The 26,017-nt window shown below is 74.4% G+C and carries 24 protein-coding genes; 13 read left to right on the top strand and 11 right to left on the bottom strand.

The window, feature by feature from the left end:
- Nucleotides 1-128: 128 nt before the first annotated feature.
- Nucleotides 129-290: a hypothetical protein gene (locus ABD350_RS12950; protein ID WP_344348113.1), complete on the bottom strand. Its 162-nt coding sequence runs from the start codon at nucleotides 288-290 to the stop codon at nucleotides 129-131.
- Between the two features lie 99 nt (nucleotides 291-389).
- On the opposite strand from ABD350_RS12950, the gene ABD350_RS12945 reads away from it, so the two are divergent.
- The 4 genes from ABD350_RS12945 to ABD350_RS12930 all read left to right on the top strand — a co-directional run bounded on the left by ABD350_RS12945 (nucleotide 390) and on the right by ABD350_RS12930 (nucleotide 7,729).
- Nucleotides 390-953, top strand: a complete 564-nt coding sequence (locus ABD350_RS12945; protein ID WP_344348112.1) for an AMIN-like domain-containing (lipo)protein — start codon at nucleotides 390-392, stop codon at nucleotides 951-953.
- Nucleotides 954-1,219: 266 nt separating this feature from the next.
- Nucleotides 1,220-2,449 carry a cytochrome P450 family protein gene (locus ABD350_RS12940; protein WP_344348111.1) on the top strand — a complete coding sequence of 410 codons (1,230 nt, stop codon included), beginning with the start codon at nucleotides 1,220-1,222 and terminating at the stop codon, nucleotides 2,447-2,449.
- Between the two features lie 336 nt (nucleotides 2,450-2,785).
- The gene (bdeA, locus tag ABD350_RS12935; RefSeq protein WP_344348110.1) at nucleotides 2,786-3,715 is read left to right on the top strand and encodes a bis(hydroxyethyl) terephthalate hydrolase; all 930 of its coding nucleotides are present in this window, start codon (nucleotides 2,786-2,788) and stop codon (nucleotides 3,713-3,715) included.
- Nucleotides 3,716-3,880: 165 nt separating this feature from the next.
- Nucleotides 3,881-7,729, top strand: coding sequence for a LuxR C-terminal-related transcriptional regulator (locus ABD350_RS12930; protein WP_344348109.1), 3,849 nt, complete (start codon nucleotides 3,881-3,883; stop codon nucleotides 7,727-7,729).
- 221 nt (nucleotides 7,730-7,950) lie between these two features.
- Here ABD350_RS12930 and ABD350_RS12925 read toward each other — a convergent pair whose 3' ends face one another.
- The 3 genes from ABD350_RS12925 to ABD350_RS12915 form a co-directional block, all read right to left on the bottom strand.
- Nucleotides 7,951-8,313, bottom strand: a complete 363-nt coding sequence (locus tag ABD350_RS12925) for an ArsR/SmtB family transcription factor (protein ID WP_344348108.1) — start codon at nucleotides 8,311-8,313, stop codon at nucleotides 7,951-7,953.
- 378 nt (nucleotides 8,314-8,691) lie between these two features.
- Entirely contained in the window at nucleotides 8,692-9,489 is a 798-nt protein-coding gene (locus tag ABD350_RS12920) for a hypothetical protein (protein WP_344348107.1), read from the bottom strand.
- A 360-nt stretch (nucleotides 9,490-9,849) separates the two neighbouring features.
- Nucleotides 9,850-10,278, bottom strand: a complete 429-nt coding sequence (locus tag ABD350_RS12915) for a MarR family winged helix-turn-helix transcriptional regulator (protein WP_344348105.1) — start codon at nucleotides 10,276-10,278, stop codon at nucleotides 9,850-9,852.
- Nucleotides 10,279-10,446: 168 nt separating this feature from the next.
- Here ABD350_RS12915 and ABD350_RS12910 point away from each other — a divergent pair, with 168 nt between their 5' ends.
- Both ABD350_RS12910 and ABD350_RS12905 read left to right on the top strand, forming a co-directional pair.
- On the top strand, nucleotides 10,447-11,343 hold the full coding sequence (locus ABD350_RS12910; protein WP_344348104.1) for an MBL fold metallo-hydrolase: 897 nt from the start codon (nucleotides 10,447-10,449) through the stop codon (nucleotides 11,341-11,343).
- A gap of 467 nt (nucleotides 11,344-11,810) precedes the next feature.
- Nucleotides 11,811-14,720: an amidohydrolase family protein gene (locus ABD350_RS12905; protein WP_344348102.1), complete on the top strand. Its 2,910-nt coding sequence runs from the start codon at nucleotides 11,811-11,813 to the stop codon at nucleotides 14,718-14,720.
- Here ABD350_RS12905 and ABD350_RS12900 read toward each other — a convergent pair.
- On the bottom strand, nucleotides 14,704-15,474 hold the full coding sequence (locus ABD350_RS12900; protein ID WP_344348101.1) for a class I SAM-dependent methyltransferase: 771 nt from the start codon (nucleotides 15,472-15,474) through the stop codon (nucleotides 14,704-14,706). The genes ABD350_RS12905 and ABD350_RS12900 overlap by 17 nt on opposite strands.
- Before the next feature lie 113 nt (nucleotides 15,475-15,587).
- Here ABD350_RS12900 and ABD350_RS12895 point away from each other — a divergent pair, with 113 nt between their 5' ends.
- The gene (locus ABD350_RS12895) at nucleotides 15,588-16,067 is read left to right on the top strand and encodes an Lrp/AsnC family transcriptional regulator (protein ID WP_344348099.1); all 480 of its coding nucleotides are present in this window, start codon (nucleotides 15,588-15,590) and stop codon (nucleotides 16,065-16,067) included.
- 62 nt (nucleotides 16,068-16,129) lie between these two features.
- Here the strand turns inward: ABD350_RS12895 and ABD350_RS12890 are convergent, their stop codons facing one another.
- Nucleotides 16,130-16,714: a TetR/AcrR family transcriptional regulator gene (locus tag ABD350_RS12890; RefSeq protein WP_344348098.1), complete on the bottom strand. Its 585-nt coding sequence runs from the start codon at nucleotides 16,712-16,714 to the stop codon at nucleotides 16,130-16,132.
- A gap of 110 nt (nucleotides 16,715-16,824) precedes the next feature.
- Between ABD350_RS12890 and ABD350_RS12885 the strand changes: the two genes are divergently transcribed.
- The 3 genes from ABD350_RS12885 (at nucleotide 16,825) to ABD350_RS12875 (ending at nucleotide 18,906) form a co-directional block, all read left to right on the top strand.
- Complete coding sequence (locus tag ABD350_RS12885) at nucleotides 16,825-17,265, top strand: nuclear transport factor 2 family protein (RefSeq protein ID WP_344348097.1); 441 nt, start codon at nucleotides 16,825-16,827, stop codon at nucleotides 17,263-17,265.
- Complete coding sequence (locus tag ABD350_RS12880) at nucleotides 17,262-18,110, top strand: NAD(P)H-binding protein (RefSeq protein ID WP_344348096.1); 849 nt, start codon at nucleotides 17,262-17,264, stop codon at nucleotides 18,108-18,110. Before ABD350_RS12885 ends, ABD350_RS12880 begins: the two co-directional genes overlap by 4 nt.
- A gap of 97 nt (nucleotides 18,111-18,207) precedes the next feature.
- On the top strand, nucleotides 18,208-18,906 hold the full coding sequence (locus ABD350_RS12875) for a response regulator (protein WP_344348095.1): 699 nt from the start codon (nucleotides 18,208-18,210) through the stop codon (nucleotides 18,904-18,906).
- A 37-nt stretch (nucleotides 18,907-18,943) separates the two neighbouring features.
- Here the strand turns inward: ABD350_RS12875 and ABD350_RS12870 are convergent, their stop codons facing one another.
- On the bottom strand, nucleotides 18,944-19,354 hold the full coding sequence (locus ABD350_RS12870; protein ID WP_344348093.1) for a pyridoxamine 5'-phosphate oxidase family protein: 411 nt from the start codon (nucleotides 19,352-19,354) through the stop codon (nucleotides 18,944-18,946).
- 182 nt (nucleotides 19,355-19,536) lie between these two features.
- Here ABD350_RS12870 and ABD350_RS12865 point away from each other — a divergent pair, with 182 nt between their 5' ends.
- Both ABD350_RS12865 and ABD350_RS12860 read left to right on the top strand, forming a co-directional pair.
- On the top strand, nucleotides 19,537-21,261 hold the full coding sequence (locus ABD350_RS12865) for a sensor histidine kinase (RefSeq protein ID WP_344348092.1): 1,725 nt from the start codon (nucleotides 19,537-19,539) through the stop codon (nucleotides 21,259-21,261).
- 196 nt (nucleotides 21,262-21,457) lie between these two features.
- Nucleotides 21,458-22,126: a helix-turn-helix domain-containing protein gene (locus ABD350_RS12860; protein ID WP_344348091.1), complete on the top strand. Its 669-nt coding sequence runs from the start codon at nucleotides 21,458-21,460 to the stop codon at nucleotides 22,124-22,126.
- Nucleotides 22,127-22,149: 23 nt separating this feature from the next.
- Here the strand turns inward: ABD350_RS12860 and ABD350_RS12855 are convergent, their stop codons facing one another.
- A complete protein-coding gene (locus ABD350_RS12855; protein WP_344348090.1) occupies nucleotides 22,150-22,602 on the bottom strand; it encodes a universal stress protein in 453 nt (150 codons plus the stop codon).
- Nucleotides 22,603-22,736: 134 nt separating this feature from the next.
- On the bottom strand, nucleotides 22,737-23,195 hold the full coding sequence (locus tag ABD350_RS12850; protein ID WP_344348088.1) for a Crp/Fnr family transcriptional regulator: 459 nt from the start codon (nucleotides 23,193-23,195) through the stop codon (nucleotides 22,737-22,739).
- Nucleotides 23,196-23,547: 352 nt separating this feature from the next.
- On the opposite strand from ABD350_RS12850, the gene ABD350_RS12845 reads away from it, so the two are divergent.
- Complete coding sequence (locus ABD350_RS12845) at nucleotides 23,548-23,934, top strand: VOC family protein (protein WP_344348087.1); 387 nt, start codon at nucleotides 23,548-23,550, stop codon at nucleotides 23,932-23,934.
- Between the two features lie 188 nt (nucleotides 23,935-24,122).
- On the opposite strand, the gene ABD350_RS12840 is transcribed toward ABD350_RS12845, so the two are convergent.
- Nucleotides 24,123-24,815, bottom strand: a complete 693-nt coding sequence (locus ABD350_RS12840) for a response regulator (protein ID WP_344348086.1) — start codon at nucleotides 24,813-24,815, stop codon at nucleotides 24,123-24,125.
- A complete protein-coding gene (locus tag ABD350_RS12835) occupies nucleotides 24,812-26,005 on the bottom strand; it encodes a sensor histidine kinase (protein WP_344348085.1) in 1,194 nt (397 codons plus the stop codon). Before ABD350_RS12835 ends, ABD350_RS12840 begins: the two co-directional genes overlap by 4 nt.
- Between the last annotated feature and the right edge of the window lie 12 nt (nucleotides 26,006-26,017).

The following is a 26,017-nucleotide window of genomic DNA, read 5'->3' as shown; positions in this document are numbered from 1 at the left end:
AGACAGGGGCATGACCCTGACAAGGTGATCTGCCGAAGAACTTCCGAAATGACGCCTACGGTTGCCGACGCCGACGGTTGTCGACGTCGACGGTGGCTGACGCCGCCGGTTCAGGTGACCCCGCCGGTTCAGTCGCTGTCGCGTATGGCGGCCAGGCCGTTGAACACGCCGATGTAGGCGGTGCCGTCCGCCGCCGGGGTGAACTCGTACAGTGCGTGGTCGGAGACGATGAATACGCCGTCGGCGGCGACGGAGACCGAACAGCCCAGGGAGAACCGAGGGTTGTTCACGACCTCGCGACACGGGTACCCGGCAGCGGTGCGCAACCCTCCAACGGACCCATGTGTCTCACCCCGTATGGCGTGACACTCGATCAAGGGGGAAACATCATGCGACGGACAACTGCCGCCGTGGCGGCGCTCGTTCTGGCGGGAACCGGGCTGGGGATGGTGACGGCCGCCGCGGGCACCGCGACGGCGGCCACCACCGGCGCCACGGCCTGTCCGACCGGCTGGGGCAGCGGCGACAAGGGCGGTGCCGCGGCGGGCGCCGTGCCGCTGGAGAACATCAGGGCCGGCCGGCACGACTGCTTCGACCGCCTGGTCTTCGACGTGCCCGGTGGCGGCACCCTCGGCTACTCCGTCCGGTACGTCGACCGGCTCTACCAGGTGGCCAGCGGTGACCACATCCCGGTCGGCGGCGGCGCCGTGCTCGACGTCCGCGTGGGCGCGCCCGCCTACGACCCGGCGAGCGGCGCAGCGGCGTACCCCGGGCGGGCCGGCCAGCCCCTCCCGGGCGTGGACATCAGCGGGTACAGCACCTTCAGGGACACCCGGTTCGCCGCCAGCTTCGAGGGGGAGACGCAGATCGGCCTCGGCGTCCGCGCCCGCCTGCCGTTCCGGGTGATCCAGCTGCCCGACCAGCTCGTGGTCGACGTGGCGCACTCCTGGTAAAGCGGCGACGAGAGCGAGACGAGAGCGAACGGACGACTGGCCCCCGCGCGGCCCGCCGCCCGGGACGGGCGGGCCGACGCCTCGCGGCGCTGGCGCGGGGTAGCCGGAACCTATCCTTCCGGCGGTCGGAAGGGAAGCCCCCCGACCGCGTGACGGCGAGTTCCGGACGGCGGGCGGGGCGTCCGTTGCCGTGGTGCTCATACCGGGTATATGCCCCTGGTGCCGACAAGGCGGCACGCACGGTCGACCTCGGCCCGGGAGGCACGATGAGCCGGCAGCCAGCCCTTCTTCCCTACTCCGACCCGGCCTTCCTGGCGGACCCCTTCCCGCTCTACCGGCGGCTGCGCGAGGAGGGCCCCGTCCGGCGCGCGCTGATCGCCGGCGGCCTGGAGGCCTGGCTGATCACCCGCTACGAGGACGGACTCGCCGCCCTCTGCGACCCCAGGCTGAGCAGCGATGTCCGCGACGCCTCGGACCCCCGCCTCGTCGCGCAACTGCCCGAGTTCGAGCGCGAGTCGATGATGAGCACCATGCTGCGCTCCGACCCGCCGGACCACACCCGGCTGCGCCGCCTGGTGTCCAAGGCGTTCACCGCACGCCGGGTCGCCGGGCTGCGGCCCCGCGTCCAGGAGATCGCCGACCGGCTGCTCGACGCGGTGGTACCGGCCGGCCGGGCCGACCTCGTGGCGGACTTCGCGCTGCCGCTGCCGGTCACCGTCATCGGCGAACTGCTCGGCGTGCCCGCGGACGACCGGCGGGACTTCCAGCGGTGGACCGACGCCATGCTCGTACGCGGCCAGACCATGCCCGACCCGGCCGTCGTCAACGAGGCGTGGCAACGGATGCACGCCTATGTGACCGCGCACCTGGAGACCAAGCGGACCCGGCCCGGCGACGACCTCCTCAGCGCGCTGGTCAGCGCCCACGACGAGGAACAGCGGCTCAGTCAGGACGAGCTGATCGCCATGACCTTCCTGCTGCTCGTGGCCGGGTACGTCACGACGGTCAACCTGATCAGCGGCGGCATCGCCGCGCTGCTCGTCCACCCCGGACAGCTGTCGCTGCTGCGGGAACGCCCGGAGCTGCTGCCCGACGCCGTCGAGGAATTCCTCCGCTACGACGGACCGGTCAACCCGGGAATCGCCCGGTTCGCCCGTGAGGACATCGAGATCGCGGGCGTGACCATTCCCCGCGGGGCCACCGTGGTGATCGCCTCCGCGATCGCCGACCGCGACCCGGCCCGGTTCACCGACCCCGACAGGCTGGACATCACCCGCGGCGACAGCGGCCACCTGGCCTTCGGGCACGGCATCCACTACTGCCTGGGCGCGCCGCTCGCCCGGCTGGAGGGCGAGATCGCCATCGGCACGGTGTTGCGCCGTCTTCCCGACCTGGCCCTGGCGGTGCCGCCCGCCGAACTGACCTGGCGACCCGGCGGCCTGCGCGGCCCGGCGCGGCTTCCGGTGACGTTCACTCCCGGCGGCCCGATGGCCTGAACACGGGGCGCGCCGGGGTGCGCCTTCACCGACGGGGGCGGTGCCGACGGGGGGCGGCGACCTGAGGGCCGGTCCTCCTCCATCTCTCGCACAGGTTCGGTTGCGGGACGCCGAGTCGGGGCCGAAGTGACGGCGTTCGCCACCGTTCCTCCCGGTCAGGACGCGCTTCCGGCAGCGGGTGCCGGCACAAGACCGGTGACATTGCCGGTCCGGTCGTGCCGCGCGACGCCGACAGTGGCACTGCTCACCCCACTGGCGGAGCCCGCCGGCCGGCGCGCTCGTGCGTGCCATCCGGGCCGGACGGGCGGCTCGCCACGACAGAGAGGACGACTCGTCGTGCAGCACCCGCGCACCAGCACCACGGCACCGGCCCCCCGGCCGCGCCCCACCCGTCGTGCCGGACGGCTCGCGGTCTTCGCCGCGGCGATCACCGCCGTCGTCGGCCTGACCACGCTCGGCGGGCCGGCGGCCCACGGTGCGGACAACCCCTACGAACGCGGCCCGGCGCCCACCGAATCCAGCATCGAGGCGCTCCGCGGTCCGTACTCCGTCGCGGAGACCAGCGTGTCCCGGCTCGCCGTCAGCGGCTTCGGCGGCGGCACCATCTACTACCCGACCAGCACCGCCGACGGCACGTTCGGCGCGATAGCCGTCTCACCCGGCTACACCGGCACCCAGTCCTCCATCGCCTGGCTCGGCCCCCGGCTGGCCTCCCAGGGGTTCGTGGTCTTCACCATCGACACACTGACCACGCTGGACCAGCCCGACTCCCGGGGCAACCAGCTGCTCGCCGCCCTGGACTACCTCACCCAGCGCAGCTCCGTCAGAGACCGTGTCGACTCCAGCCGTCTCGGCGTGATGGGCCACTCGATGGGCGGCGGCGGCAGCCTGGAGGCGGCCAAGTCCCGTCCCTCGCTCCAGGCGGCCATCCCGCTGACCCCGTGGAACCTCGACAAGACCTGGTCCGAGATCAAGACCCCCACCCTGATCTTCGGCGCCGACGGTGACACGATCGCCCCCATCGCGACCCACGCCGAGCCCTTCTACACCACGCTCCCCAGCTCCCTCGACCGGGCGTACCTGGAGCTGAACGGCGCCACCCACTTCACGCCCAACACCTCGAACACGACGATCGCGAAGTACAGCGTTTCCTGGCTGAAGCGGTTCATCGACAACGACACCCGCTACGAGCAGTTCCTCTGCCCGCTGCCACGGCCGAGCCTGACCATCGAGGAGTACCGGGGCAACTGCCCGCACACCTCCTGACCGCCCCTCCGCGCCCCGGCGGCGACCGCTTGATCCGGCGGTCGCCGCCGGCGTCGTACGGCCGCCTCGGGCTTCCCGGAACCCGGACACGGCGCCGCCCCCACCGACCGCAGGGGCCGGACGTATGCCTTCCGCACGTCCTTACGCGTCAGTAAGGTTTCCGGAATGAGCGGACAGACGACTCTGGGACCTGGTGCGGCGCGGCACCGGCCGGATCCGGTCGCGGTGCTGGGGGAGCGGCTGCGCGAGGGCGGCGCGTACGTCCTGACCGGTGAGCCCGGCAGCGGTCGCTCGACCGTCCTCGCCCGGGTCGCCCGCGCGTTCGACGCAGGGCCCGTCGTGGTTCTGCCCGTCCGTCCCGAACGGTACCGGCAGCCTCTGGCCGGGCTGCGGGAGCTGTGCCGGGCGGCCGGAGTGCCCGCCGTCCACGCCGCCGACCCGGTGCGAGACCTCGTCGGCGCGCTGCGGGCGACCGCGGCGTCCGGCACGGTCCTGCTCTGTGTCGACGACGCCGACCGGTGGGACAGCGCGTCCCGGGCCGCCCTCGGCCGGCTGGCCGCCCGGCTCTTCCCCGGCGGTGGGGTTGCCCTGCTGCTCACCGTGGCCGGACACCGGCCCGTGGACCCGGAGTTCGCGGAGCTGCCGCTGCTCCGCCTCGCCCCGCTGTCCGCTCCGGACGCCGCCGCCCTGCTGGACGAGACCGCACCGGCCGCGCTCGACCCCCGGGTACGCGAGGAGATCGTGGCCGCCGCCGAAGGCAACCCGGGCCTGCTGCTCAGCGTGGTACACCGCCTGACTCCGGCCCAGCTCGGCGGGATCGCTCCACTGCCGTCTCCGTTGGTGGAGGCCGAGACCCTCGCCGCGCTTGCGGGCCGCCACCTGACCGGACTGCCGCCGCACCAGCGGGACCTGCTGCTCGTGACCGCAGCGGCCGTCCAGGTCTCGGGGGAACCGACCGCCGAGGCCGACGTCGTACGACGCGCGGCGGCCCGGCTCGCCGCCGGACCGTGCCCCGATCCCTCCGCGCATCCCCTCGCGCGTCCACGCCCCGAGCGCTGGCCCCTGCCAGACGATCTCCCTCTCCCGCCGAAGCCCCGCCCTGCCGACGGGCCCCCGCCGCGCCATGATCCCGATTCCCTGCCGGAGCCGGGGGCGGAGAGCGGGTCCATACCGGGCCATGGCGTTGACCGACTGTCGTCGGTGCGCGCTGGGGGTGACCCCGTGTCGGGGCACGGGCAGGGGCAGGGTCTGGATCCGCTCGCGGAGCCGCGTGCGGCGGGTGGGCCCGTGCCGGGTCGCCGCGGCGTGGCTCGTCTGCCGGAAGCGCGTGCCGGGGGCGGATCCGTGTCGGGGCAGACGGAGGGCCGGTCTGTGGTGCCGGGTCACGGCCTCCATTCCCTGTCGGAGCCGCACGCCCATGGCGGCCCCATCCCAGAACATGCCCCCGTCACGCTGCCGACCCCGCACCTCGACGACGGGCCCACGCCCGGGCCAAACTCCGATCGACAGGGCACCGGTGACGGGCCTACGCCCGGCCCTGGCCCCGGTCGGCAGGGCATTGCCGGCGGACCCATGCCCTGGCCCGGCTCCGACCGGCAGGGCACCGGCGGTGGGCCCACGCCTTGGCCTGGCTCCGGTCGGCAGGGCACTGGCGCTAGGCCTACGCCTTGGCCTGGCTCCGGTCCGCAGAGCACCGGTGACGGGCCTACGCCCGGCCCTGGCTCCGACCCGCACGGCACCGGCGGCGGTCCCACGCCCGGCCCCGGCCCCGATCCGCACGGCGCCGGTGACGGCCGGCTCGCGTCGGGCGGTGTCGTGTTGCCGGAGGCGCTGTTCGGGGCCGAGGGGCGGCTCGGGTTCCGCAGTGTGGTGCTGTGCCGGGCGGTGTACGCCGGGGCGTCGGCCGAGCGGCGCCGTGCGGCCCACGAAGCGCTGGCCGGCACGCTGCCCGACGCGCACGGTCTTCCGGCGCTGCTGCACCGCTCCTGGGCCGTCACGGCCCCCGCCCCGACGCTCGCCGCCGCCCTCGCCTCCGTCGCTGCGGACCCGGCGTCGGCGGTCACGCCCGCCCAGTGCTGTACGGCTTACACCCGGGCCGCCGAACTCGCCCCGGACGGCGTCGAACGCGTCCGGTGGTACACGGCCGCCGCCGAACAGGCGCTGCTGGCCGGTCGGTCGGCCCAGGCGCTGCGACTGCTCGACACGGCCCGCTGCCGACCGGCCCCCGCACCGGTACGCGCGCGTGCCGAACTGCTGCGCGGCACCGCGCTGCGCTGGGACGGCCCGGTCGACGACGCCCGCGAAACCCTGTTGCTCGCCGCGGCCCTGTCCGCTCCGCACGACCCCGAGCGGTCCGCCGAAGCCGCCCTGGTCGCCGCGGACGCCGCCTGGTCGGCGGGCGACGTAGCCGCGTGCCTGCGCGCCCTGGCGCAGGGCCGCTGGTCGACCGGGACCCACCACACGGGTGGGGCCCCCGGCGCCGCCCTACGGAGCCGGTCACTGCCCGGGATCCCACCCCGGTCCGCCGATCGGACCGTGGCCGAGCGGGCGCCGGACGCGGGGGAGGCCCTGGGCACGGTTCCCGTGGGCCAGGCACCGCCGGTGCCCGCCGCTCCCCCTGGGGCCGAGTGGGACCTTGGCACGGCGGAGCCGTCCGGTCCCGGTCTCTGGGGCGGCGAGGTCGCGCCGGTACCGCCCGGGAACCCGGCCCTGTCCGCCGGCGCGCTCACGGCCGGGCGGGGCCTCGGCGCCGTAGCGGCGGCCCTCCGGGACCACCGTGCGGGCATGCGCGCGGTCCTGCAAGGACGCTTCGACCTGGCCGCGGCCCCCCTGCGGCGGGTCGTGGACCGCGCGTGGACGGCGGACGACCCCGAGGAACTGCTGCGGGCGGCCTCCGCGGCCCTGCTGCTCGGCGACACCGCCGCCGCCCGCCGGGCCGGCGCCCGGGCGCTCGCGGTGGCCCGGACCGGCGGGTCCGCCCTGCACGAGGCACGAGCCCTGGAGTACCTGGCCTACGGCGAACTGCGCGCCGGACGGCACGCCCTGGCCCGGGCGCACGCCGAGGAGGGACTGCGCAGCGCCTACCGAGCCGGGCAGCGCAACACGGCCGCCCACCACCACGCCGTACTGGCCCTGGCCGCGTCCATCGCCGGTGAGGCGCACACCGTCGCCGAGCACGCGACGGCGGCCATGACCATCGCGCGCCGGCACGGGCTGGCCCAGGCCGCCGCGCTGGCCCAGTGGGCGCTGGCCCGCGCCGACCTGGGCCACGGCCGGCCCCGCGAGGCCGCCGAACGGCTCGCCCCCCTGGTGCGGCCCGGCCCGGGGCGCGGCCACTTCGCCGTCTGGCTGCTCGCCGTACCGTGCTACGTGGAGGCCTGCGCGCTCGCCCGGCAGCCGGAGGGCGCCGGGGACGCGGTCGAGGACTTCGCGCTCTGGTCGGCGTGTGACGCCGACCCGCAGGCCCCCGCCCAACTGTTGCGCTGCCGCGCCCTGCTGGCACCGCCCGAGGCCGCCGACGCGCTGTACCGGCAGGCGCTGCGGCGGCACGGGGAGGCCGCCGGGGACTTCGAACGCGCCCGTACCGAACTGCTCTACGGCAAGTGGCTGCGCCGGCGCCGCCGGCTGCGCGAGGCACGTACCCACCTGCGGGCCGCGCTGCTCGGCTTCGAGCGCTGCGGCGCCGGCCCGTGGGCCCAGCAGGCGGCGGCGGAACTCCGGGCGAACGGGGTGACCGGGGTCGCCGGGGTGCTCGGCGCGGACGGACCGGCCGCGGGCGTGCACGGGGACGCGGTTTCGCCGGACGGGCTGGCGCGACTCACCCCGCAGCAACTGCGCATCGCCCGGGGCGTCGCACAGGGACTCACCAACCGGGAGGTGGCCCTCAGCCTGTCGGTCAGTACCCGCACCGTCGACTACCACCTGCGCAACGTCTTCGCCGTCCTCGGCGTCCGCTCCCGGATGGAGCTGGCCCGTCTGGTGGAGCAGGCCGGGCAGACCGTGGCACAGCTCTGAGGGGCGCCCCTCGCCAGGTATCCCGGCGCCTCCGCACCACCACAAGACCCACCGTGACACCCGGCACGGCCCGGTCGAAGGCACTGGCCCCAGGGTTGTCGCCGAACCGGGCCAGTCGCCGCCTGGCCGCCGCCTCCATCAGGCCGCGCGGACCGTGCTCCAGCGCGCGCACGCGCCTCCGGCACGCTGCCCCCGGACGGTCCCCGGAGTCCGCGGTGGTCTCAGGCGCCGGTTCCGCGTAGCCGGAGCGTCCTGCCGGAGCCGTATCGGGAGGGCCCGGTCAGATGGCCGACCATCACCCGAACGAGTGTGACCACGTCGGGATCGTCGATGTAGTAGACCTGCCGTCGGCCTTCCCGGCGGGAGCCGACGAGCCCGGCCAGCTTCAGCTTGGTGAGATGCTGGCTGACGGCGGGCAGGGCGCCGCCCACCCGGTCGGCGAGGTGGGTCACATCGCTCTCGCCCTGGGCAAGGGCCCACATCAGGTGCAGCCGGGCGGTCGAGGCGAGCAGCCCGAACGCGGCGGCCGCGGCCGCCAGCACCTCGGCGGACGGATCCTCCAGGCCACCGGCGCGGTCCGTCACGGTTCCCCCGTCCTCTCCGGTGCTTCTCCCATTTCGCCTCGTGGGCAGCCGACGCCCGCGGGCCCGCTCATCGTAAGGGCCGGGCCCCCGGCCATAGCGCGCCGGAAGCCAGGCCGTAGCGCGCCACCGGGCGCGGGCACCTCCGCCGTGCACCGCCGGGACCCCATAGCGCGCCGCCGGACGCCTCTCTCGTGCATCGCCGGGCCCTTGGCCACCGTGGGCCCTCGACGGCGCTCGACGGCAGGCACCAGAGGCACCAGGGGGTCTCCCGCCTCCTCCGCGCAGCCCGTACCAGGGATTTCCCGCCCCTCCGCTCGGCCCGTACCAGGGGGCCTCCCGCCCCAGGGGCCGGCTCCAGGCTCTCCCGCGCACGGTTCATCACCGTCCCGCGTGATCCCGGCGCTGCCCCAGGCGTGCCTCTTCGAGGCGGCCGAGGAGGAAGGGCACCACTCCCCGCTCCAGCAGGGCCAGTTCCCAGGCCTGCCGGGCCCGGGCCACCGTGTCCGCGGAGCCCGCCACCGCGCCGGAGCCGTCCGGGCGGTCGCCTCTCACCGGCCCGGACCGCCGGACCAGGTCACCGACCGCCACCCCGACGGCCAGCGCGCCCAGCAGCAGGCCGGCCGTGAGCAAACCGTCACCGGCGCCGGGCAGGGCACCGGAAGAGCGCATGCCGTACCCGGAGAGCAACAGCACCAGCCCCACCGAGGCCGAGACGCGCATCGCAGGGGCCGAGGACGGCGCTCCGGCGGCACGGCCGGGCAGCCCGGCGGCGTGGGACGGCGGCAAGGCGCCGTGCGACGCCGTCCCCGGGGCGCGGGACTCCGGCCCGGAGGTACGGGACGGCGGTCCTGCGACACGGGACGGCGGCACAAGGGCGGATGCGGATGACGGCGGCACAGGGGCGGATGACGGCGGCGCGGGGGCGCGGAGGGCCCGTCGGCCGTTCCTCCGGACGGAGCTCGCGGTCACGGCCGCCAGATACTCGCGGTACTCGATGTCGGCGAACGCGGCGATCGCGTGTATCGCTCCGAGCGCCCGTGTGCGCAGCTCCGCACGGTCGATGAGGCTCCCGCACCGCTCCATCGCCTCCACGACCTGCCCGAGGCTTATGGCCTGGTCGAGTACGCGCTCGAACACGCCGCCGAGTTCGAGCCCGAACGGAGCACTGTCCGCCATACATCCCCCAGGGTCCGGAAACTTCGCCGACAGCGGGTTCGTCACCCGTCGCGCCGTGACGAGGGGTGGTGAGCCTCATAGTCGCAAGGTTGCGCAACCAAGAGAACGGGGCGTGCGGTCGGTCGAGGGGGCGCGTAGAAGGAAAAAGGGGGAGGGAGGCCGGCGGCTCGGTCCCCCTCCCCCTTTTTCAGGGCATTCAGCTCAGGCGCAGGGCCTCGCGGAGGGGGGTGAACAGATCGGTCTGGTTGGTGTTGGTGACGGATACGAGGCCCGGTGCGTCCGGACGGACGTCGGTGCGTGGCTCCCGGGCGGCCGCCGGTGGCGAAGCCGGTACCGGGGGCGCTGTTTCGGTGGTACGGCTCAGGGGCGGGTGATGGCTTGCTCCAGCAGGCCCTGAAGGGTGCGTTGCTGCTGTGGGCTGAGGCCGGCCAGCGGTGAGTCCTGGGCGAGGAGGCCGAGGAGGCGGTCGCGCAACGCCGTGCCCTCGGCGGTGAGCAGGAGCTGCCTGGCGCGTCGGTCGGTGGGGTGCGGGCACCGCTCGACCAGGCCCTGCTTCTCCAGCTTGTCGACGACGAACGTGGCGTTGGAGGGCTCGCAGCTCATCCGCTCGGCGAGCTCGCGCATCGTTATCGGGCCGGTCATCTCCCGCAGCGCGGTCGCCTGGGCGGCGGTGAGGCCCAGGGCGACGGCCCTTTCGCGTACGTGCTCGGCGATCTGCTGGGCCAGTCCGTTCACCAGACCGCACAGCTCTCTCTCGGCGCTGGTCTGGGGTTCGGGTGACGTCGTCATGGCCCCCATCCTAGCAAATCCGTCAAGCTCGGATATTTAGAGCTTGAATGTTTCTAGCTTGATGCTTATCGTGGTCGTGTGCCGACCGGGAGACATGACGGTGACCGGCATCGAGGTCCGGCGGCCGACGACCGAGGCCGGGAAACGAAGAAGAGGGAGACGAAGCTCATGGCGGCCAACTCCGCATTCACCTGGGCCGACCGGCTGCGGCGGCCCGCGGGAATCCGCTCGGTACGGCTGGGCGACACGAAGGTGTCCTTCGTCCCGGACGGGGCCGTGCAGGGCAGGCCGCGCGCCTGGCTGCCGGACAGCACCGACGAGACCTGGGCCGCGCATCCGGAGTACCTGGACGCCTCCGGGTATCTCGTGGCGAGCGTCGGCGGCCTCCTGGTGGAGCACGGCGACCGGGCGCTGCTGATCGACGCGGGGTTCGGCCCCCAATCCCTGCCGGCCGATCCGGGCACCCCGAACGGCGCGCTGTACGGCGGCGCACTGTTGGACAGCCTGGCCGGACTGGGCCGCCCGGCCGGGGAGATCGAGGCCGTGGCCTTCAGCCATCTGCACCCGGACCACGTCGGCTGGGCCCTCCATCCCGTTCCGGGCGCCGACCGGCTCGCGTTCGCCCACGCCGACCACCTCGTACCGGAGCCGGAATGGGCCGCGCGCGACCTGCCCGAAGCGGCCGGCGGCCTGGGCGAGGAGACCGTCGCGGCACTGGCACCGCGCGTGCGCACGGTGACCGACGGACAGGAGATCTTCCCCGGCGTGCGCGTCCGGATCACCGCCGGCCACACGGCCGGGCACGCGGAGTACGTCATCACCGGCGGCGGAACGCGGCTCATAGCGTTCGGCGACTCCCTGCACTCACCGATCCAGGCGGACCACCCCGAGTGGTCCTGTGTCTACGACCAGGACCCCGCCCGGGCCGCCGACCACCGCCGACGTCTCGTCGCCGAGCTGGCGGAGCCCGGCACGATCGGGTTCGGCGTCCACTTCGCCGACGTGGTGTTCGGCCGGGTCCGGCGGGACGGCGACGGCCCCGCGTGGCAGCCCCTGGACGCCTGAGGCGCCGGGCACCGGCACGGGCACGGGCGGGGCGGAGGAGCCGGGGTGCACACCCGGAGCGCGGGTGCACGCGCAAGGACACGGCGCGTACCCCCCGTGCAACGACGCACCCGGGAACCGCCGGCCGGTGCCCGAAATCCCGCGCGCCGTCCCGCGTCCGGCCCCGGTGCCCGACACCATGGACCCGGCCGTGCCGCCCGCCCACCGTGGCGGTGCGCTGCGCACGGCTGCCCGGCGACCTGGTGAGGAGAGCGATGACGACGGATCACGGCCGGGTCAGCCGCCGGAACCTGCTGCGGGCGTCCGCCGCCGGGCTGACGGCCGTCGGGGCCCCTGCGGCACCACAGGCCATGGCCACGCCAAAGGCCACGGCGGCACCAGGGGACACGGCCGCACCACAGGCTACGGCCGCGCCCGCCGGCGCAGCGCGACAAACCCTGGAGTACCGAGAGTTGACCGGTGGGTCGGTGACCTCCTCCCGCGATGGGTCCGTGCTGGTCGCCGAGGTGCAGGGCGTCCTGTGGCGGGTGCCGCCGGAGGGCGGGGAGGCGGTACGGATCACCGACTGGGACCTGGAGGCGACCCGCCCGGCCCTGTCCCCGGACGGCGGACGGCTGGTGGTGGGCGGCTACCGGGGCGGCGGCTTCCATCTGTGGACGCTGCGCACCGACGGCAGCGGGCTGCGCCAGATCACCGACGGGCCCTGGGACGACCGGGGCCCGGCCTGGTCGTCCGACGGCAGCTGCCTGGTCTTCGCCTCCGAACGCGGTGGCGACGCGGTGACCGGCGCGTCGTTCGGGCTGTGGACCATGGACGCGGACGGCGGCGGGACGGTCCGGCTGACCGGCGGCGCCTACGAGGACAGCGACCCGGTCTGGTGGCCCGACGGGCACTCGGTGGTGTGCGTCCGCGCCGCCCACACGGCCGACGGCGCCACCGACGGCGGCCGGGCACTGGTCCGGGTGCCCGCCGGGGGCGGCCCCGCACAGGTGCTCCGCGAGGTGGGGGAGGGACGGCTGCTGTGCCCGTCCGTCTCCCCCTCGGGCCGGATCGCCTACCTGCACCTGTCCGGCACCACGGCCTCCCCGTCCCTGCCCGCCGCGCGGGCGACGCTCCTGGTGGACGGCCGGGTGGTGGCCGAGGGAGAGGATCCGGCGGCGGCACCGCCGTGCTGGCTCGGCGACGACTGGCTCCTCTACGTCGCCGACGGCCGGCTCCGCCTGCGCGCCCTCGGCGCACCCGGCTCGGTGCGGGACATCCCGTTCACCGCCCGGATGCCGGTGCCGCGCCCCCGGCGGCGCCCCAAACCGCCCTCCCTGGAGGCCGCGGGACCGGTGCGCGGCATCCATCTGCCCGCCCTGGCGCCCGACGGCGGCAGCGTGGCCTTCGTGGCGCTGAACGCCCTGTGGGTGCTGCCCGTCGACGGCACGCCCCGCAAGCTGCTCCAGGCCGCCGCCGTCCACCATGTGCAGATGCCCGCCTGGATGCCGGACGGGCGGAGCCTGCTGTACTGCACCGACCGGGACGGGCTGACGGCCGTACACCGGATCGACCTGGACGGCGGGCGCGACGAGCCGGTCACCGGCCCGGGCCGGCTGTACCCGGCGCCGTCCCCGGACGGCACCCGTCTCGCCTGCCAGGACACCCGCGGCTCCGTGCTGCTGCGCGACCTGGCCACCGGCGCGGAGCGGGTGCTGGCCCGGCCGCTGGCCGCCGACGGCCCGCCCGGCGCCCCGACCTGGTCGCCGGACGGCCGCTACGTGGCCTTCTGCGACCGCAACCGGCTCAACCACCGCTTCCGCGAGGGCTATCACCTCATCCGGGTCCTCGACACCCGCACCGGCGCCGAGAAACGCCATCTGCCCGCCGACCACCAGTCCCTGTCCGACCGGGCCGCCGCCGGTCCCGTGTGGTCGCCCGACGGCCGCTGGATGGCGCTGGTCGCCGAGTCGGAGCTCCGGCTGCTGCCCGTCACCGGCGACGGCACCCCGACGGGCCCGGCCCGCCGGCTCACCGGCGAACCGGCCGACCACCCCACCTGGGCACGCGAGACGAACACCCTGCTCTACCTGTCCTCGGGCCGGCTCCGTCTCCTCGACCCGGCCCGGTCCGGGCCCCGGGCGCTGTCCGTGCCACTCACCCACCGCCCGGCCCGAGGCGGGCAGCGACTACGTGTCCACGCCGGGCAGTTGTGGGACGGGACCGGCACCGCCCCGCGCCGGGACGTCGACATCCTCACCGACGGCCGACGGATCACCGCCGTCGAACCCCACCGCCCGCGCCGCCCCGGGCACCGCACCGTCGACGCCTCGCGGCACACCGTTCTGCCCGGCCTGTTCGACAGCCACACCCACCCCTACAGCGCCACCTACGGCGCCCGGCACGGCCTCACCGCGCTCGCCTACGGCATCACCACCATGGCCTGCCTGGGCGCCTCCCTGTACGAGGCGATCCGGCTGCGCGAGTCCCTCGCCTCCGGGCACAGCACCGGCCCGCGCCTGCTGGCCTGCGCCGAACTCATCGACGGCGCCCGCACCGCGTACGCCATGGGCCGTGCCCACCGCACCACCGCCGGTGTGCGGCGCACCCTGGAGCGGGCCACCGCCCTGCGGGTCGACTTCGTCAAGACCTACGTCCGCGCCTCCGGCCAGGTCATGGCGCAGGCGGCCGAGGCCGCCCACCGGCTCGGGGTGCCCAGCGGCAGCCACCTGTGCGCACCGGGCCGGGCCGCCGGGCAGGACCTCACCACCCATCTGCAGGCCACCCAGCGTCTGCCCTACGGCCACGCCACCACCCCCGCCGGCCACATCCACCAGGACCTCGTCCAGCAGTACGCCGACGGCCGTTTCGCCCTGATCGCGACCCCGTTCACCGCGCAGGCCCTGCTCGGCGCCGACCCCGCCCTGGCCGACGACCCCCGGGTGCTCACCCTCATGCCGCCCTGGGACGTCGCCGCCGTCCGTGAACGCGCCCGCACCCCGCCCACCGACGAGCAAGTGCGGGCCCTCGCCACCGAGATGGCCGCCTACCGCCGCCTCGCCGCCGAGGGCGCCCTGATCGCGGTGGGCACGGACGCGCCCCTGGTCCCGGCCGGCCTCTCGCTCCACCTGGCCCTGCGCGCCCTGCACGCCCACGGCTTCACCCCGGCCCAGGCCCTCCGAAGCGCCACCGCCGTTCCCGCGCGGCTGTTCGGCGTCGAGAACGATCTGGGCACCGTCGAGCCGGGGAAGCTCGCGGACCTGACCGTCGTCGACGGCGATCCCTTCACCGACTTCGGCAGCCTCCCGCGCACTCCGCTGGTCCTCCGGGACGGCGTCGCCCACTACCAGAGCGACCTCGTGAAAGCGGTGCGGGGCACGGTCACGACGCCCGCTTGAGGACGACGGTCCGCATGCCCCCCGGTCCGCTCCGCTCGTGCGTCACCCGCAGTCCGGCGCCGTGGAACTGCTCCAGCACCCAGGCGTGGGAGAGCCGCAGCTTGCGGTAACTGCGGGCGTTCAGGGACCAGTCGCCGCTCGCGGGGTCCCGGGTGTGGATCAGGTCGTGCACCACCACCGTGTAGGCGTCGTCGTCGTCCGGGTACTCCAGGAAACAGGTCATGATCCGGTCCTCGGTGGAGCGGACCGGGAGGAAGCGGTCCGTGCCGGTGAGCGGGACCGTCAGATCGCGGTAGGCGAACACGGCCGTTCCCTCGGGCGCGAGCGCGGCGGCGACATCGGCGCACAGCGCGGCCACGGCCCCCCTGGTCGGCAGATGGGTCAGGGTGTCGCCCAGGCACACGACGGCACCCGCCGAGCCCGGGTGGACCAGGTCCGGCAGGGCGGTGCGCACATCCGCCCGTACCGGGCGCACCGCCGGGGTGCCGGCGGCGTGCGCGGTCAGCTCGTCCAGGAGCGGTTCGCTCAGGTCGACGGCGAAGACCGGATCGAAGCCGAGGCCGGCCAGGGCGAGGCTGGTGTGCCCCGGACCGCAGCCCAGGTCCACGGCCGTCGACGCGGCCGGACCGGGCGCCACGCCCCACTCCAGCAGGTGGGCGCGCTGGGCCGAGGCCAGCGCGCGGAGATCACCTCCCAGCATCCAGGTGTAGTGCTCCGCGAGGAACTGGTCGTAGTGATCGACAGCGGTCGTCATGGGGTGGTCAGGGCTCCCTTCGGCTCCGGTGGGTGAAGGGAAATCTAGAGCGGGATACGGCAGTTGCGAGCACCGGCCGAACCCTATTCGGGGCGGGGGGAAAAATGGCGGCCATGGACTCCATTGATTCGGCGATCCTCGGCCATCTCCAGCGCGATGCACGGCTCACCAACCGGGAGTTGGCCCGCAAGGTCGGCATCGCCCCGTCCACCTGTCTGGAGCGGGTCCGGTCGCTGCGGGCCCGCGGGGTGATCACCGGCTATCACGCGGCCGTGCAGCCACGTCTGTTGGGCCGTTCGCTCCAGGCCCTGGTCTTCGCCCGGCTGCGCCCGCTGAGCCGGGACGTGATCTCCGGCTTCGAGGCGTACCTCGCCGAACTGCCGGAGGTGGTCTCGGTGTTCGTGGTCTCCGGCGACGACGACTTCGTGGTGCACGTGGCGGTGCCGGACATCGAGCGGCTGCACGCCTTCCTCATGGACCGCTTCAGCGCCCGCCGGGAGGTGGTGAGCTTTCGCAGCTCGGTGATCTACCAGCAGACGAGCAGCCGTGTGCTGAGACCGCTGGACGGCACCGACCACGGGGAGGGAAAGTGAGCGACGCGGCCGACGCCCTGCCGTCTCCGGCGGCTCACCCGTGAACCGCCGGCCCCGCCGCGTCAGTCCTCGGCGCCCAGTGTCCGGGCGGTGAACTCCGCCAGCCGCGACCGCATTTCCTCGCGGGAAAGACCGTTTTCGCCGGCCAGATGGGCGACGAGGTCGGCCCGGGTGGCGGCGAGCAGGGCGTGGGCGGTGAAATCGGCGTCGGGCCCGCCCGGCACCCGCTCCAGCAGTTCCTTGAGCAGGGCGTGCCATCGCGCGTAGTGGTCCGTGCGGTACGGGCTGGCGTCGCCGGTCTGTTCCAGGGCCAGCGCGAGGTGGCGGTTGTCGAGCTTGAAGCACAGCACGGCGTCGAGCAGGGCCGGCACCCGCAGGCGCGGCGGGCTTCCGGGTCCGAGCGGCGGCGGGCCCTCCTCCACGCTCGCACGGACCGGTTCGAGCCGTGCCTCGTACAGCGCCCGGATCAGCCCGGTGCGATCGCCGAAGGCGCGGAAGAGCGTGCCCTTGCCGACACCGGCCGCCGCCGCGATGTCGGCCATGGTGACGTCGTCCGGGTGCTCGCACCGGGCGAACAGCGTGTCGGCGGCGGCGAGGACGGCCGCGCGGTTGCGGGCGGCGTCCTTGCGCGGTCTGCGGTCGGCCATGGGGCCCTCCTCTGTTCCTCGGTCGGTCCCTCTGTTGCGATCCGGACCGGCGGTCCGTATCTTCGATTAAGCGGACCGCCGGTCCGTATCGTACTGGAACGGAGACAGCCATGCCCGTGACCACCCATGCCCTCGCCTCCCCGGCCGACTTCTACCGCCACAGCCTGCGGCTGCTGCTGGACAAGGACATCCCCGGCTGGATCGGGCTGTGGGCCGAGGACGGCGTGATGGAGTTCCCCTTCGCCCCGCCGGGCCGGCCCGAACGCCTGACGGGCCGGGACGCCATCGCGGCCTACATGCGCCACTACCCCGACCACATCGACCTGCGCGACTTCCCCGAAGTGCGGATCCACCAGACCACCGAACCGGACACCATCGTGGTCGAGATGCGCGCGGTGGGACGGATCGTGGAGAGCGGCGACCCCTACGACATGACCTACATCGCCGTCGTCACGGTCCGGGACGGCCGGTTCACCTCCTACCGGGACTACTGGAACCCCCTCGCCCTCCAGGCGCCCGGTCTCGACTTCGTCAGGAGCGATGCCCGATGACGACCTCCGACACCACCTTGGTCATCGGCGCCACCGGCACCACCGGCGGCCGGACCGCCGCGCGGCTGACCGCCGCCGGACACCCCGTGCGGGCCGCGAGCCGCCGGGCCACCCCCGTCGCGGGCGCGCAGCCGGTCCGCTTCGACTGGTACGACCCCGGCACCTACGACGGCGCGCTCGACGGCGCCGACCGCGTCTACCTCGTTCCGCCCCTGGGCGACCCGGACCCGGCCGCGGTCATGCTGCCCTTCCTCCGGCAGGCCCGGGCCGCCGGCGTCCGCCGTGCCGTGCTGCTCAGCTCCTCGGCCATCCCCGCGGGCGGACCGGGCGTCGGGGCCGTACACCAGGCCCTGCCCGAACTGTTCGACCAGTGGGCCGTACTGCGGCCCTCCTGGTTCATGCAGAACTTCACCGGCGCCCACGCCCACGCCCGGAGCATCCGCGAGCACGGCGTGATCCTCACCGCCGCCGGCAACGGCCGGGTCGGGTTCGTCGACGCCGACGACATCGCCGCCGTCGCCGTACACGCCCTGACCGACGACCGCGCACCCGACACCGACCTCGTCCTCACCGGGCCGCAGGCGCTCGGCTACGACGACATCGCGGCCATCGTCACCGAGGTCACCGGCCGTCCCGTGACCCACCGCCCGCTGACGTACGAGCGGATGCGGGACCGGCTGGCCGAACAGCTGCCCCTGGAATTCGCCGAGATGCTGGCCGGCATGGACCGCGCCATCGCCGCGGGCGCCGAGGACCGCACCACCGACACCGTCCGGCGCCTCACCGGCCGCCCGCCGCACAGCTTCCGGGAGGTCGCGGAGCGCGAACTGACCCGGGGCGGATGAGCGGGGCCCGCGCGCGAAAGGGCCGGACGGCCCTGTTCCGCGGTCCCACAAGGGACCAGGATCGGCAAGGAAACCGAGTATGTGACAGGGAGTTACCATGGCGGAGCGCGCGCAGACCGGACCCGGCAACCCGATCCGGGTCTTCCTCCTCGACGACCACGAGGTGGTCCGGCGCGGGGTGCGCGACCTGCTGGACGACGAGCCGGACATCACGGTGGCCGGCGAGGCGTCCACCGTCGCCCAGGCCCTGGCGCGCGTTCCCGCCCTGCGCCCCGACGTGGCCGTCCTGGACGTCCGGCTGCCGGACGGCGACGGGGTGACCGTCTGCCGGGAGCTGCGCTCGCGCCTGCCGGAGCTGGCCTGTCTGATGCTGACCTCGTTCGACGACGAGGAGGCGCTGCTGGACTCGATCATGGCGGGCGCGTCCGGGTACGTCCTCAAGCAGATCCGGGGCTCGGACCTGGTCTCCGCCGTGCGCACGGTGGCCGCCGGGCAGTCACTGCTGGACCCCAGCGCCACCACCCGGCTCCTGACCAGACTGCGCGACGGGCGGGAGGAGGGGGCCGAGCCGGACGCGCTGCCCGGGCTGACCGAGCGGGAGCGGGAGATCCTGGCCCTCATCGGCGAGGGACTCACCAACCGGCAGATCGGCCGGCGGCTGTTCCTGGCCGAGAAGACGGTGAAGAACCACATCTCGCGCCTGCTCGCCAAGCTCGGGGTCGAACGCCGGGTCCAGGCGGCCGTCATCGCCACCCAGGTCCGAACCCGCCCGCGCGCCGACGGCCACCGCTCGTGAACCGACGGCCCTCGGCCCGAGCGGTGCCCGGGGCCGGTCACATCCCCGCCAGCCGGCGCCCGGTGACCAGGTCCGGCGCGATGCGCACGAACACCCCGTCCCGCGGGGGCATCCAGGAGATGGGGCCGCACCGCGCGAGGCACGCCCGCTCGGCCGGGTCCGTCACGAGGGCGGCCCGGCCGGTGACGACCACACTCCAGCCGCTGCGGGCCGCCGCGTCGAACTCGTCGGCCTCGAAGGCGACCACGGCACCGTCGACCGCGCGCACCAGCTCCGAGCCCGCCGTCGTCCGCAGCACCACGGAGGAGTCCGCGTCCAGACGGAAGTTGACCGGCAGCACGGCCGGCAGCGCCTGCCGGGTGTACACGATCCGGCCGACCGGCACCCGGCGCAGCAGGCGCAGGCAGGCCTGTCTGCCGAGCGCGTGGAAGTCGACGTCGTGAAGCACCGGGCCATCGTGGACCCCGGCGGCCGTCAGGGGGTAGGGCCGATGGGCCCTGCCCGCGTCCGGAAACCGCCGCCGCCCGCCGGCGGACCACCCGACCCCCTGCCACGCCCGCCCGCGCCGGCCGCTACGGTGATCCCGGACGAGGCGGCCGTGCGCGGGGCGAGGGTTCGGGGAGGAACGGCGTGAAAGGCTCCGAGGGCACCGGTGCGGCACCTGTCGTACGGCTGCCGCAGCTGAGACTGGACGAGCTGCTGGAGGAGTTGCAGGCTCGTCTGGACGCCGCCCGCGGCACCCAGAACAAGGTGCACACCCTGCTGGAGGCCGTGGTCTCCGTCGGCCGCGAGCTGGACCTGGAGCAGGTACTGCGTGGCATCGTGGAGGCGGCGGCGGTCCTGGTCGACGCCGAGTACGCGGCGCTCGGTGTGATCGGTACGGGCGGCAGACGGCTCTCGGCATTCGTCACCTACGGCGTGGACGCCGCGGACATCGCCCGCATCGGCCCCTTCCCCGAGGGCCACGGCATCCTCGGCGAACTGATCCGCCACCCGGAGCCGCTGCGGCTCGACAAGCTCTCCGAGCACCCGGCGTCGTACGGCTTCCCGCCGAACCACCCGCCGATGCACACCTTCCTCGGCGTACCCATCCGCGCGCGCGACCGGGTCTTCGGCAACCTCTACCTCACCGAGAAACGCGGCGGACTGCGGTTCGACGAGGACGACGAGTCGCTGGTGTCCGCGCTGGCCGTGGCGGCGGGCGTGGCGATCGACAACGCCCGGCTGTACGAGGAGTCCCGGCTGCGGGAGCGCTGGCTCGCGGCCACCGCGGAGGTCAGCAGCAGCCTGATGTCCGGCGCGGACCAGCACGAGGTGCTGGCGCTGATCGCCGAGCGGGCGCGGGAGATCAGCGGCTCGGCGCTCGCCGCCGTGGCGACCCCCGTCCAGGACGCCGACGCGCTCGCGGTGGAGCTGGCCATCGGCCGGCAGGCCGACGCCCACCGGGGCCTCGTGCTGCCCGTCGAGGGCACCCTCACCGGCCGGGCCTTCGCCCTCGGCGCCCCCGTGACCAGCCCGGACGTGGCGCACGACGAGCGGGTCACGCAGGGCCCGCCACGCTTCGCCGGGCTCGGCCCGGCCGTCGCCGTCCCGATCGGACGGGAGGACCGGGTCCGGGGTGTGGTCCTGCTGGCCCGCGAGACGGGCGCGGGGGACTTCTCCGACAAGGAGACGGAACCGCTGCGGGGATTCGCCGCGCAGGCCGCCGTCGCCATGGAACTCGCCGAGCGCCGCCGGGACGCCGAGCAGATCGCGCTGCTGGAGGACCGCGACCGGATCGCCCGCGACCTGCACGACCTGGCCATCCAGCGGCTGTTCGCCACGGGCATGACGCTGCAGAGCGCGGACCGGTTCATCCAGCACCCCCAGGCCGCCGAGCGGGTGCGGCGGGCCGTGGACGACCTCGACGAGACCATCAAGATCATCAGGTCGGCCATCTTCGGCCTGCGCGCCGACGACCGCGACGAGACACCCGGACTGCGCGCCCGCGCGGTGCGCGTGGCCGGCGAGGCGACACCGGTGCTGGGATTCGCGCCCAGCGTCCGGATGGAGGGCCTGCTCGACACCCATGTGCCCAGGGAGGCCGCCGACCACGTCGTGGCCGTCCTGTCCGAGGCCCTCGCCAACATCGCCCGGCACGCCCACGCCGACCGCGCCGACGTGGCGCTGGAGACCGACGGGACCGAGGTACGGCTCACGGTCACCGACAACGGCGTCGGCATCCCGCCCGGGGGCCGCCGCAGCGGCCTGCGCAACATGGCGGAACGCGCCCGGAACCTCGGCGGCGACCTGGAACTCGGCTGCCCCGAGGGCGGCGGGACCCGGCTGGTCTGGTACGCGCCCCTGCGGGAGTAGCGCCCACTCGTGTGCCGGCCGGGGCCGGGGGGGGGCCGGACGGCGGCCGTGGTGCGGGATCGCCCGAGCGGAGCAGCGCGGGGGCCGAACGGCCGTAGCCCGCCGGGGCCGGGGCCGTTTGACCGGGCCCGGCCCGGTGGCATCGGTCATGGTGGACGTACGGGGCGACGGTCCGCAGCCCGAGGAGTGAGGAACCATGGCCGAGCAGACACCACCGGGACGGCTGCCGCAGGGCGACCTCGGGCGTCGCATCGAGCAGCGCCGCAGGGACCTCGGCCTCACCGTCGAGGAACTGGCGTTCCGGGCGGCCATGGCCCCGGCCTACATCGAGCACCTGGAGCGGCACAGCACCGCGGCACCGGAAGCCGGCACGCTGCTCAGGCTGGCCGGGGCCCTGCGCACCAGCGTCACGGAACTCGGCGGCGGACACGTCGACCTGCCGGCCGGCCTCGGGCACGCCGCCCGGGCACCCCGCTTCACCGAACTGGGCGAGGAGGACTGCCGTCGGCTGCTGTCGACGCACGGCGTGGGCAGGATCGCGGTGTCCACCGATGCCGCCCCGGTCGTCGTACCCGTCAACTACAGCGTCATCGACGACGCCATCGTCTTCAGGACGCAGGCCGGGACGGTCTCCCTCCAGGGGCTCGGCCGGGAGGTGGCCTTCGAGGTGGACCGCCTGGACGACGCGCTCAGCCAGGGCTGGAGCGTCGTGGTGCACGGCACCGCCGAACAGGTGACCGACCCCGATGCCGTACGTCACCTCGCCGAGCACGCCTACAGCGCGCCCTGGGCCGGCGGGGAACGCGATGTCTGGGTCCGCGTCGGGATGAGCGCGCTGACCGGCCGCCGCATCGACACCTGGTAGCCGGCGGCCCCCCGGGATCCGGGTCAGCGGGGCGGGCCCTGGTCCTCCCGGACGACGACGACCGGGCAGGCCGCGTGCTGGGCGCAGCGCAGGCTCACGGAGCCCAGGATCGCGCGGGCGAAGCCGCCCCGCCCCCGGCGGCCCACGACGAGGATCTCCGCGCCCTCCGAGGCGGCGATCAGCACGTCCGAGGGGTCGCCCTCCACCAAGATCTCCCGCATACCGGCGGGCCGCTCGTCCGGGAAGACCGCGCGCATCTCCTCCGCGAACCGCTCCTGCGCCTGCTCCAGGTCGAACTCGGGGTCGATCGCGGGCCCGGTCCAGCCGATGGCCGACGGCGTGTCCCAGGCGCACACGGCCTCCACGAAACCGCCGACCATCTCCGCGTACCGCGCCGCCCAGCGCAGCGCCGCGTACGACGTCGGGGAGCCGTCCACACCCGCGACCACGCGGGCCTTCGGTCCAGGGGGTTGCATGGCCACCTCACCAGCAGTCGTTGTCGGTACTTCCCACGCTGCCCGGGACGGCGGAACTGTGCCAGCCGGGAAGCCACCCCACCAGGCCGCGGCGAGCACGGGGAGTGAGCACCCTGCGCACGGCTGCCCCGTGGTCAGACCAGGCTGCCGCCGCCGTAGGGGGCGTACAGGTCGAGCAGCCGGGCACGGGAGGCGAGCAGCCGCTCGACGAGCACCCGGCCCACCCAGCCCGCGATCGCGCGGCCGAACTCCGGGTCCTCGGCGCACATGGCCCGGACCGTGCCGCCGTCGAACTCCCACGCGCGCACCGGACTGACCGCCTCGGCGCCCAGATGCCACAGGTACGGCGGGTGGTACCAGGACCAGCCGACCAACTGGCCGTGCCCCAGCGAGGCGACGACGGCGGGTCGCCGGCCGGGCACGCGGAGGTCGAGGGCGACCGTGCCGGTGCGGACGATCCACAGCCGGTCGGCACGCCGGCCCTCCTCGAACAGCCGGGTCCCCGCCTCGAAGGACACCTCACTGGCTATCCGCAGCAGCCGCTCACGGTACTCGGCGGGGAGTGCCGCGTTCATGGTGGTGGCGGAGGTCATCACACCGGCTCCCTTCGTATGGTCTGCCCCCAGCCTGGGCCGCCTACGGCCCCGCCACCACGGGCCGCCCGGCCCACCCCCGGGGCCTTTCGGCCCCCGTCTGCCGTGTTCCGGCCACGAGCCTCCGGAGCGGGCGGGGTGGTGCGAAAGGCGGTCGTCGCCGCGTGCCCGCTGTCCGCGCGCCGCCGTACCGACCAGCAGCCCGGCTCCGGCTCCCAGAGCCGGAGCAGCGTCCGTTTTTCTCGCGGCTCCGACCGGGTGAGGACCCGGCGCGCGGGGGGCGCCGCTGCGTGCCCCGCGTTCAAGGGGGACGATGGGCTCAAGGCCACGTCGCCGCACCGGAGAGAGCTCCATGAGAATCCACCTGACCAACGTCTTCGTCGACGACCAGGAGAAGGCCCTGCGCTTCTACACCGAGGTGCTGGGCTTCGTGAAGAAGCACGACGTTCCGCTGGGCGAGGACCGCTGGCTGACCGTGGTCTCGCCGGAAGACCCGCACGGGACCGAACTCCTGCTGGAGCCCTCCGGCCATCCGGCGGTGCAGCCGTACAAGACCGCGCTGGTCCGGGACGGCATCCCGGCCGCCTCGTTCGCCGTGGACGACGTACCGGCCGAGTTCGACCGGCTGCGCCGGCTGGGCGTGCGGTTCACCCAGGAGCCGCTGGAGACGGGCACCGTGACCACGGCGGTCCTGGACGACACCTGCGGGAACCTCATCCAGCTCGTGCACACCACCTGAGCGTTCCGGCGCCGGACCCGCTGGGCGGGCAGGGGCGGCACATCGCGGGGAACGGTCTTTCACGACGAGTGCCGACGGGCTGCCCGAGTTCTGGTGGAGACCGTAGATCGCATCGACTTCTCTCCCCAAGGCTGCGCGCGACCGATTTGCCGGGCCGGGGCAACGGGGTGAACCCGGGATGTGCCGGCTCAGCGTGGCGGCTCTTGTGGCGCCGGCGCAGGGGTGGGCCGGTCCGGGGTGATGCCGGCGAGGACGGCGAGAACGGCGAGCCGGATGCGGTTGTCCCGGCCCGTCTTCGCCATCAGGTTCGCCACGTGCGTCTTCACCGTGGTGACCCCGAGATGCAGCCGGTCGGCGATCTCCTTGTTGGACAGGCCCGCGCCGAGCAGGCCGAGTACCTCCCGCTCACGCGGGGTGATGGCCGGTACCGGGAGGGCCATGGGGGTGCCGGAGGAGGAACGGGCGCGGAGAGCCTGGGCGACGAGGCGGTCGAGAACATTCCGGCTGAAGGGGGTTTCTCCGTTGGCGGCCCGGCGTACGGCGTCCAGCAGTTCGGTCGGTGGGGTGTCCTTGACGAGGAAACCGCAGGCTCCAGCCACGAGCACCGGGTAGAGATGGTCATCGTCGTCGAAAGTGGTGAGGGCCACGACGCGGGTGGCCGGGCGTGCGGCGAGGATGCGGCGGGTGGCCGTGATGCCGTCCATTCCGGGCATTCTCAGGTCCATGAGGACAACGTCGGGAATGAGGCGTTCAGCCAGTCGTACCGCCTCCGCTCCGTTGTCCGCCTCGCCCTGGATCTCGATGTCCCGGGCCTGCTCGAAGAGCATGCGCAGTCCCATGCGGACCAACTGCTGGTCGTCGACGACGAGGAGCCGGATCACAGCAGCGGCTCCACGCCGGTCGCGATGGCGGGCAGTTCGGCCGTGAGCCGCCAGCCCCGAGGAGCAGGGCCCGCATCCAGCCGGCCACCGAGCAGGTCCACGCGTTCACGCATGCCGATCAAGCCGTGTCCGGACGGGCCCGGGACCGGTGGCCTCATTCTTCCGGCCCCGTCGTCGCGGATCGTCACCTGTACGGCGTCATCGGCCAACCGCACGGTCAGCTCCGCGTGTGTCCCGGGTCCGCCGTGCCGGGCCGCGTTGGCCAGGCCTTCCTGCGCCAGGCGGAGGACCGCGAGGCCACGTACTGCGTCGAGCCGCGCGACACGGGGATCCACGGAAGCGGTTACGGCCAGGCCGGACTGGCGGCTGTGGTCCACCACCGACTCCAGCGCCGCGGGCAGCGCCCCGGGCAAGACCAGGGAACCGGTGCCGGGACCGGCACCGTCCGGGGTGCGCAGTACAGCCACCAGGCGCCGCAGATCAGTCAGTGCCGCGCCGGCACTGGAGTGCAGGTCGTCGAGGACTTCGGTGATCCGCGGGTCGGTGGTGCTGGTGGCGGCGAAGACATGCCGGGCGACACCGACGCGCAGCACCATGGAGGAGACGTGGTGGGCCACGAGGTCGTGCAACTCGCGCGCGATGGTGGTGCGTTCCGCCGTGCGGGCGGCCAGCAACCGTTGTTCGGCGCGAAGTCGCTGCTGTTCCGCGTGCCGACGGGCATGCAGCGCGGCGTCGCGGGTCACGCGTACGTACGCGCCCAGGAGCAGGGGCAGACCGGCGACAACGCCCATCTTGTAGAGCACCGCAGGAAGCTCGCCGGGCAGGTCGCCGAGACGGTTCACGGCGACGGCGAGCGCCAGTGCCGTCGCCGCGGCGGCCAGGCGGCGCCCGGGCTGCCGCATGGCCAGCTCGAAGAGGGTCACGGCGGCCAGCACCTTCACCGCCGAAACGGTGCTCGTGCCCAGCGCGTGGGCGACGACGAGCAGCACCGACTGCGCCAGGAGCGCGCCGAACGCCCACTTGCCGACGGCCAGGCAGAGCACGAGTCCGGCTGCGGCAAGGCTCCAGTCCTGTGCTCCGGACGGCCGCTGCAACAGCAGTACGTCGCCGATCAGTGCGCCGGCGAGTGCGCAGGCGCGTATGACGGCGAATCTGCTGTCGAACGCCAGCTCGATCCATGATCGGTTCACCCGGCCCACGAT

This window comes from Streptomyces nogalater, from assembly GCF_039532885.1.
Classification (GTDB): Bacteria; Actinomycetota; Actinomycetes; order Streptomycetales; family Streptomycetaceae; genus Streptomyces; species Streptomyces nogalater.
The sequence above is the reverse complement of the archived record's forward strand: the minus strand, read 5'-3'. Positions and strand labels throughout refer to the sequence as shown.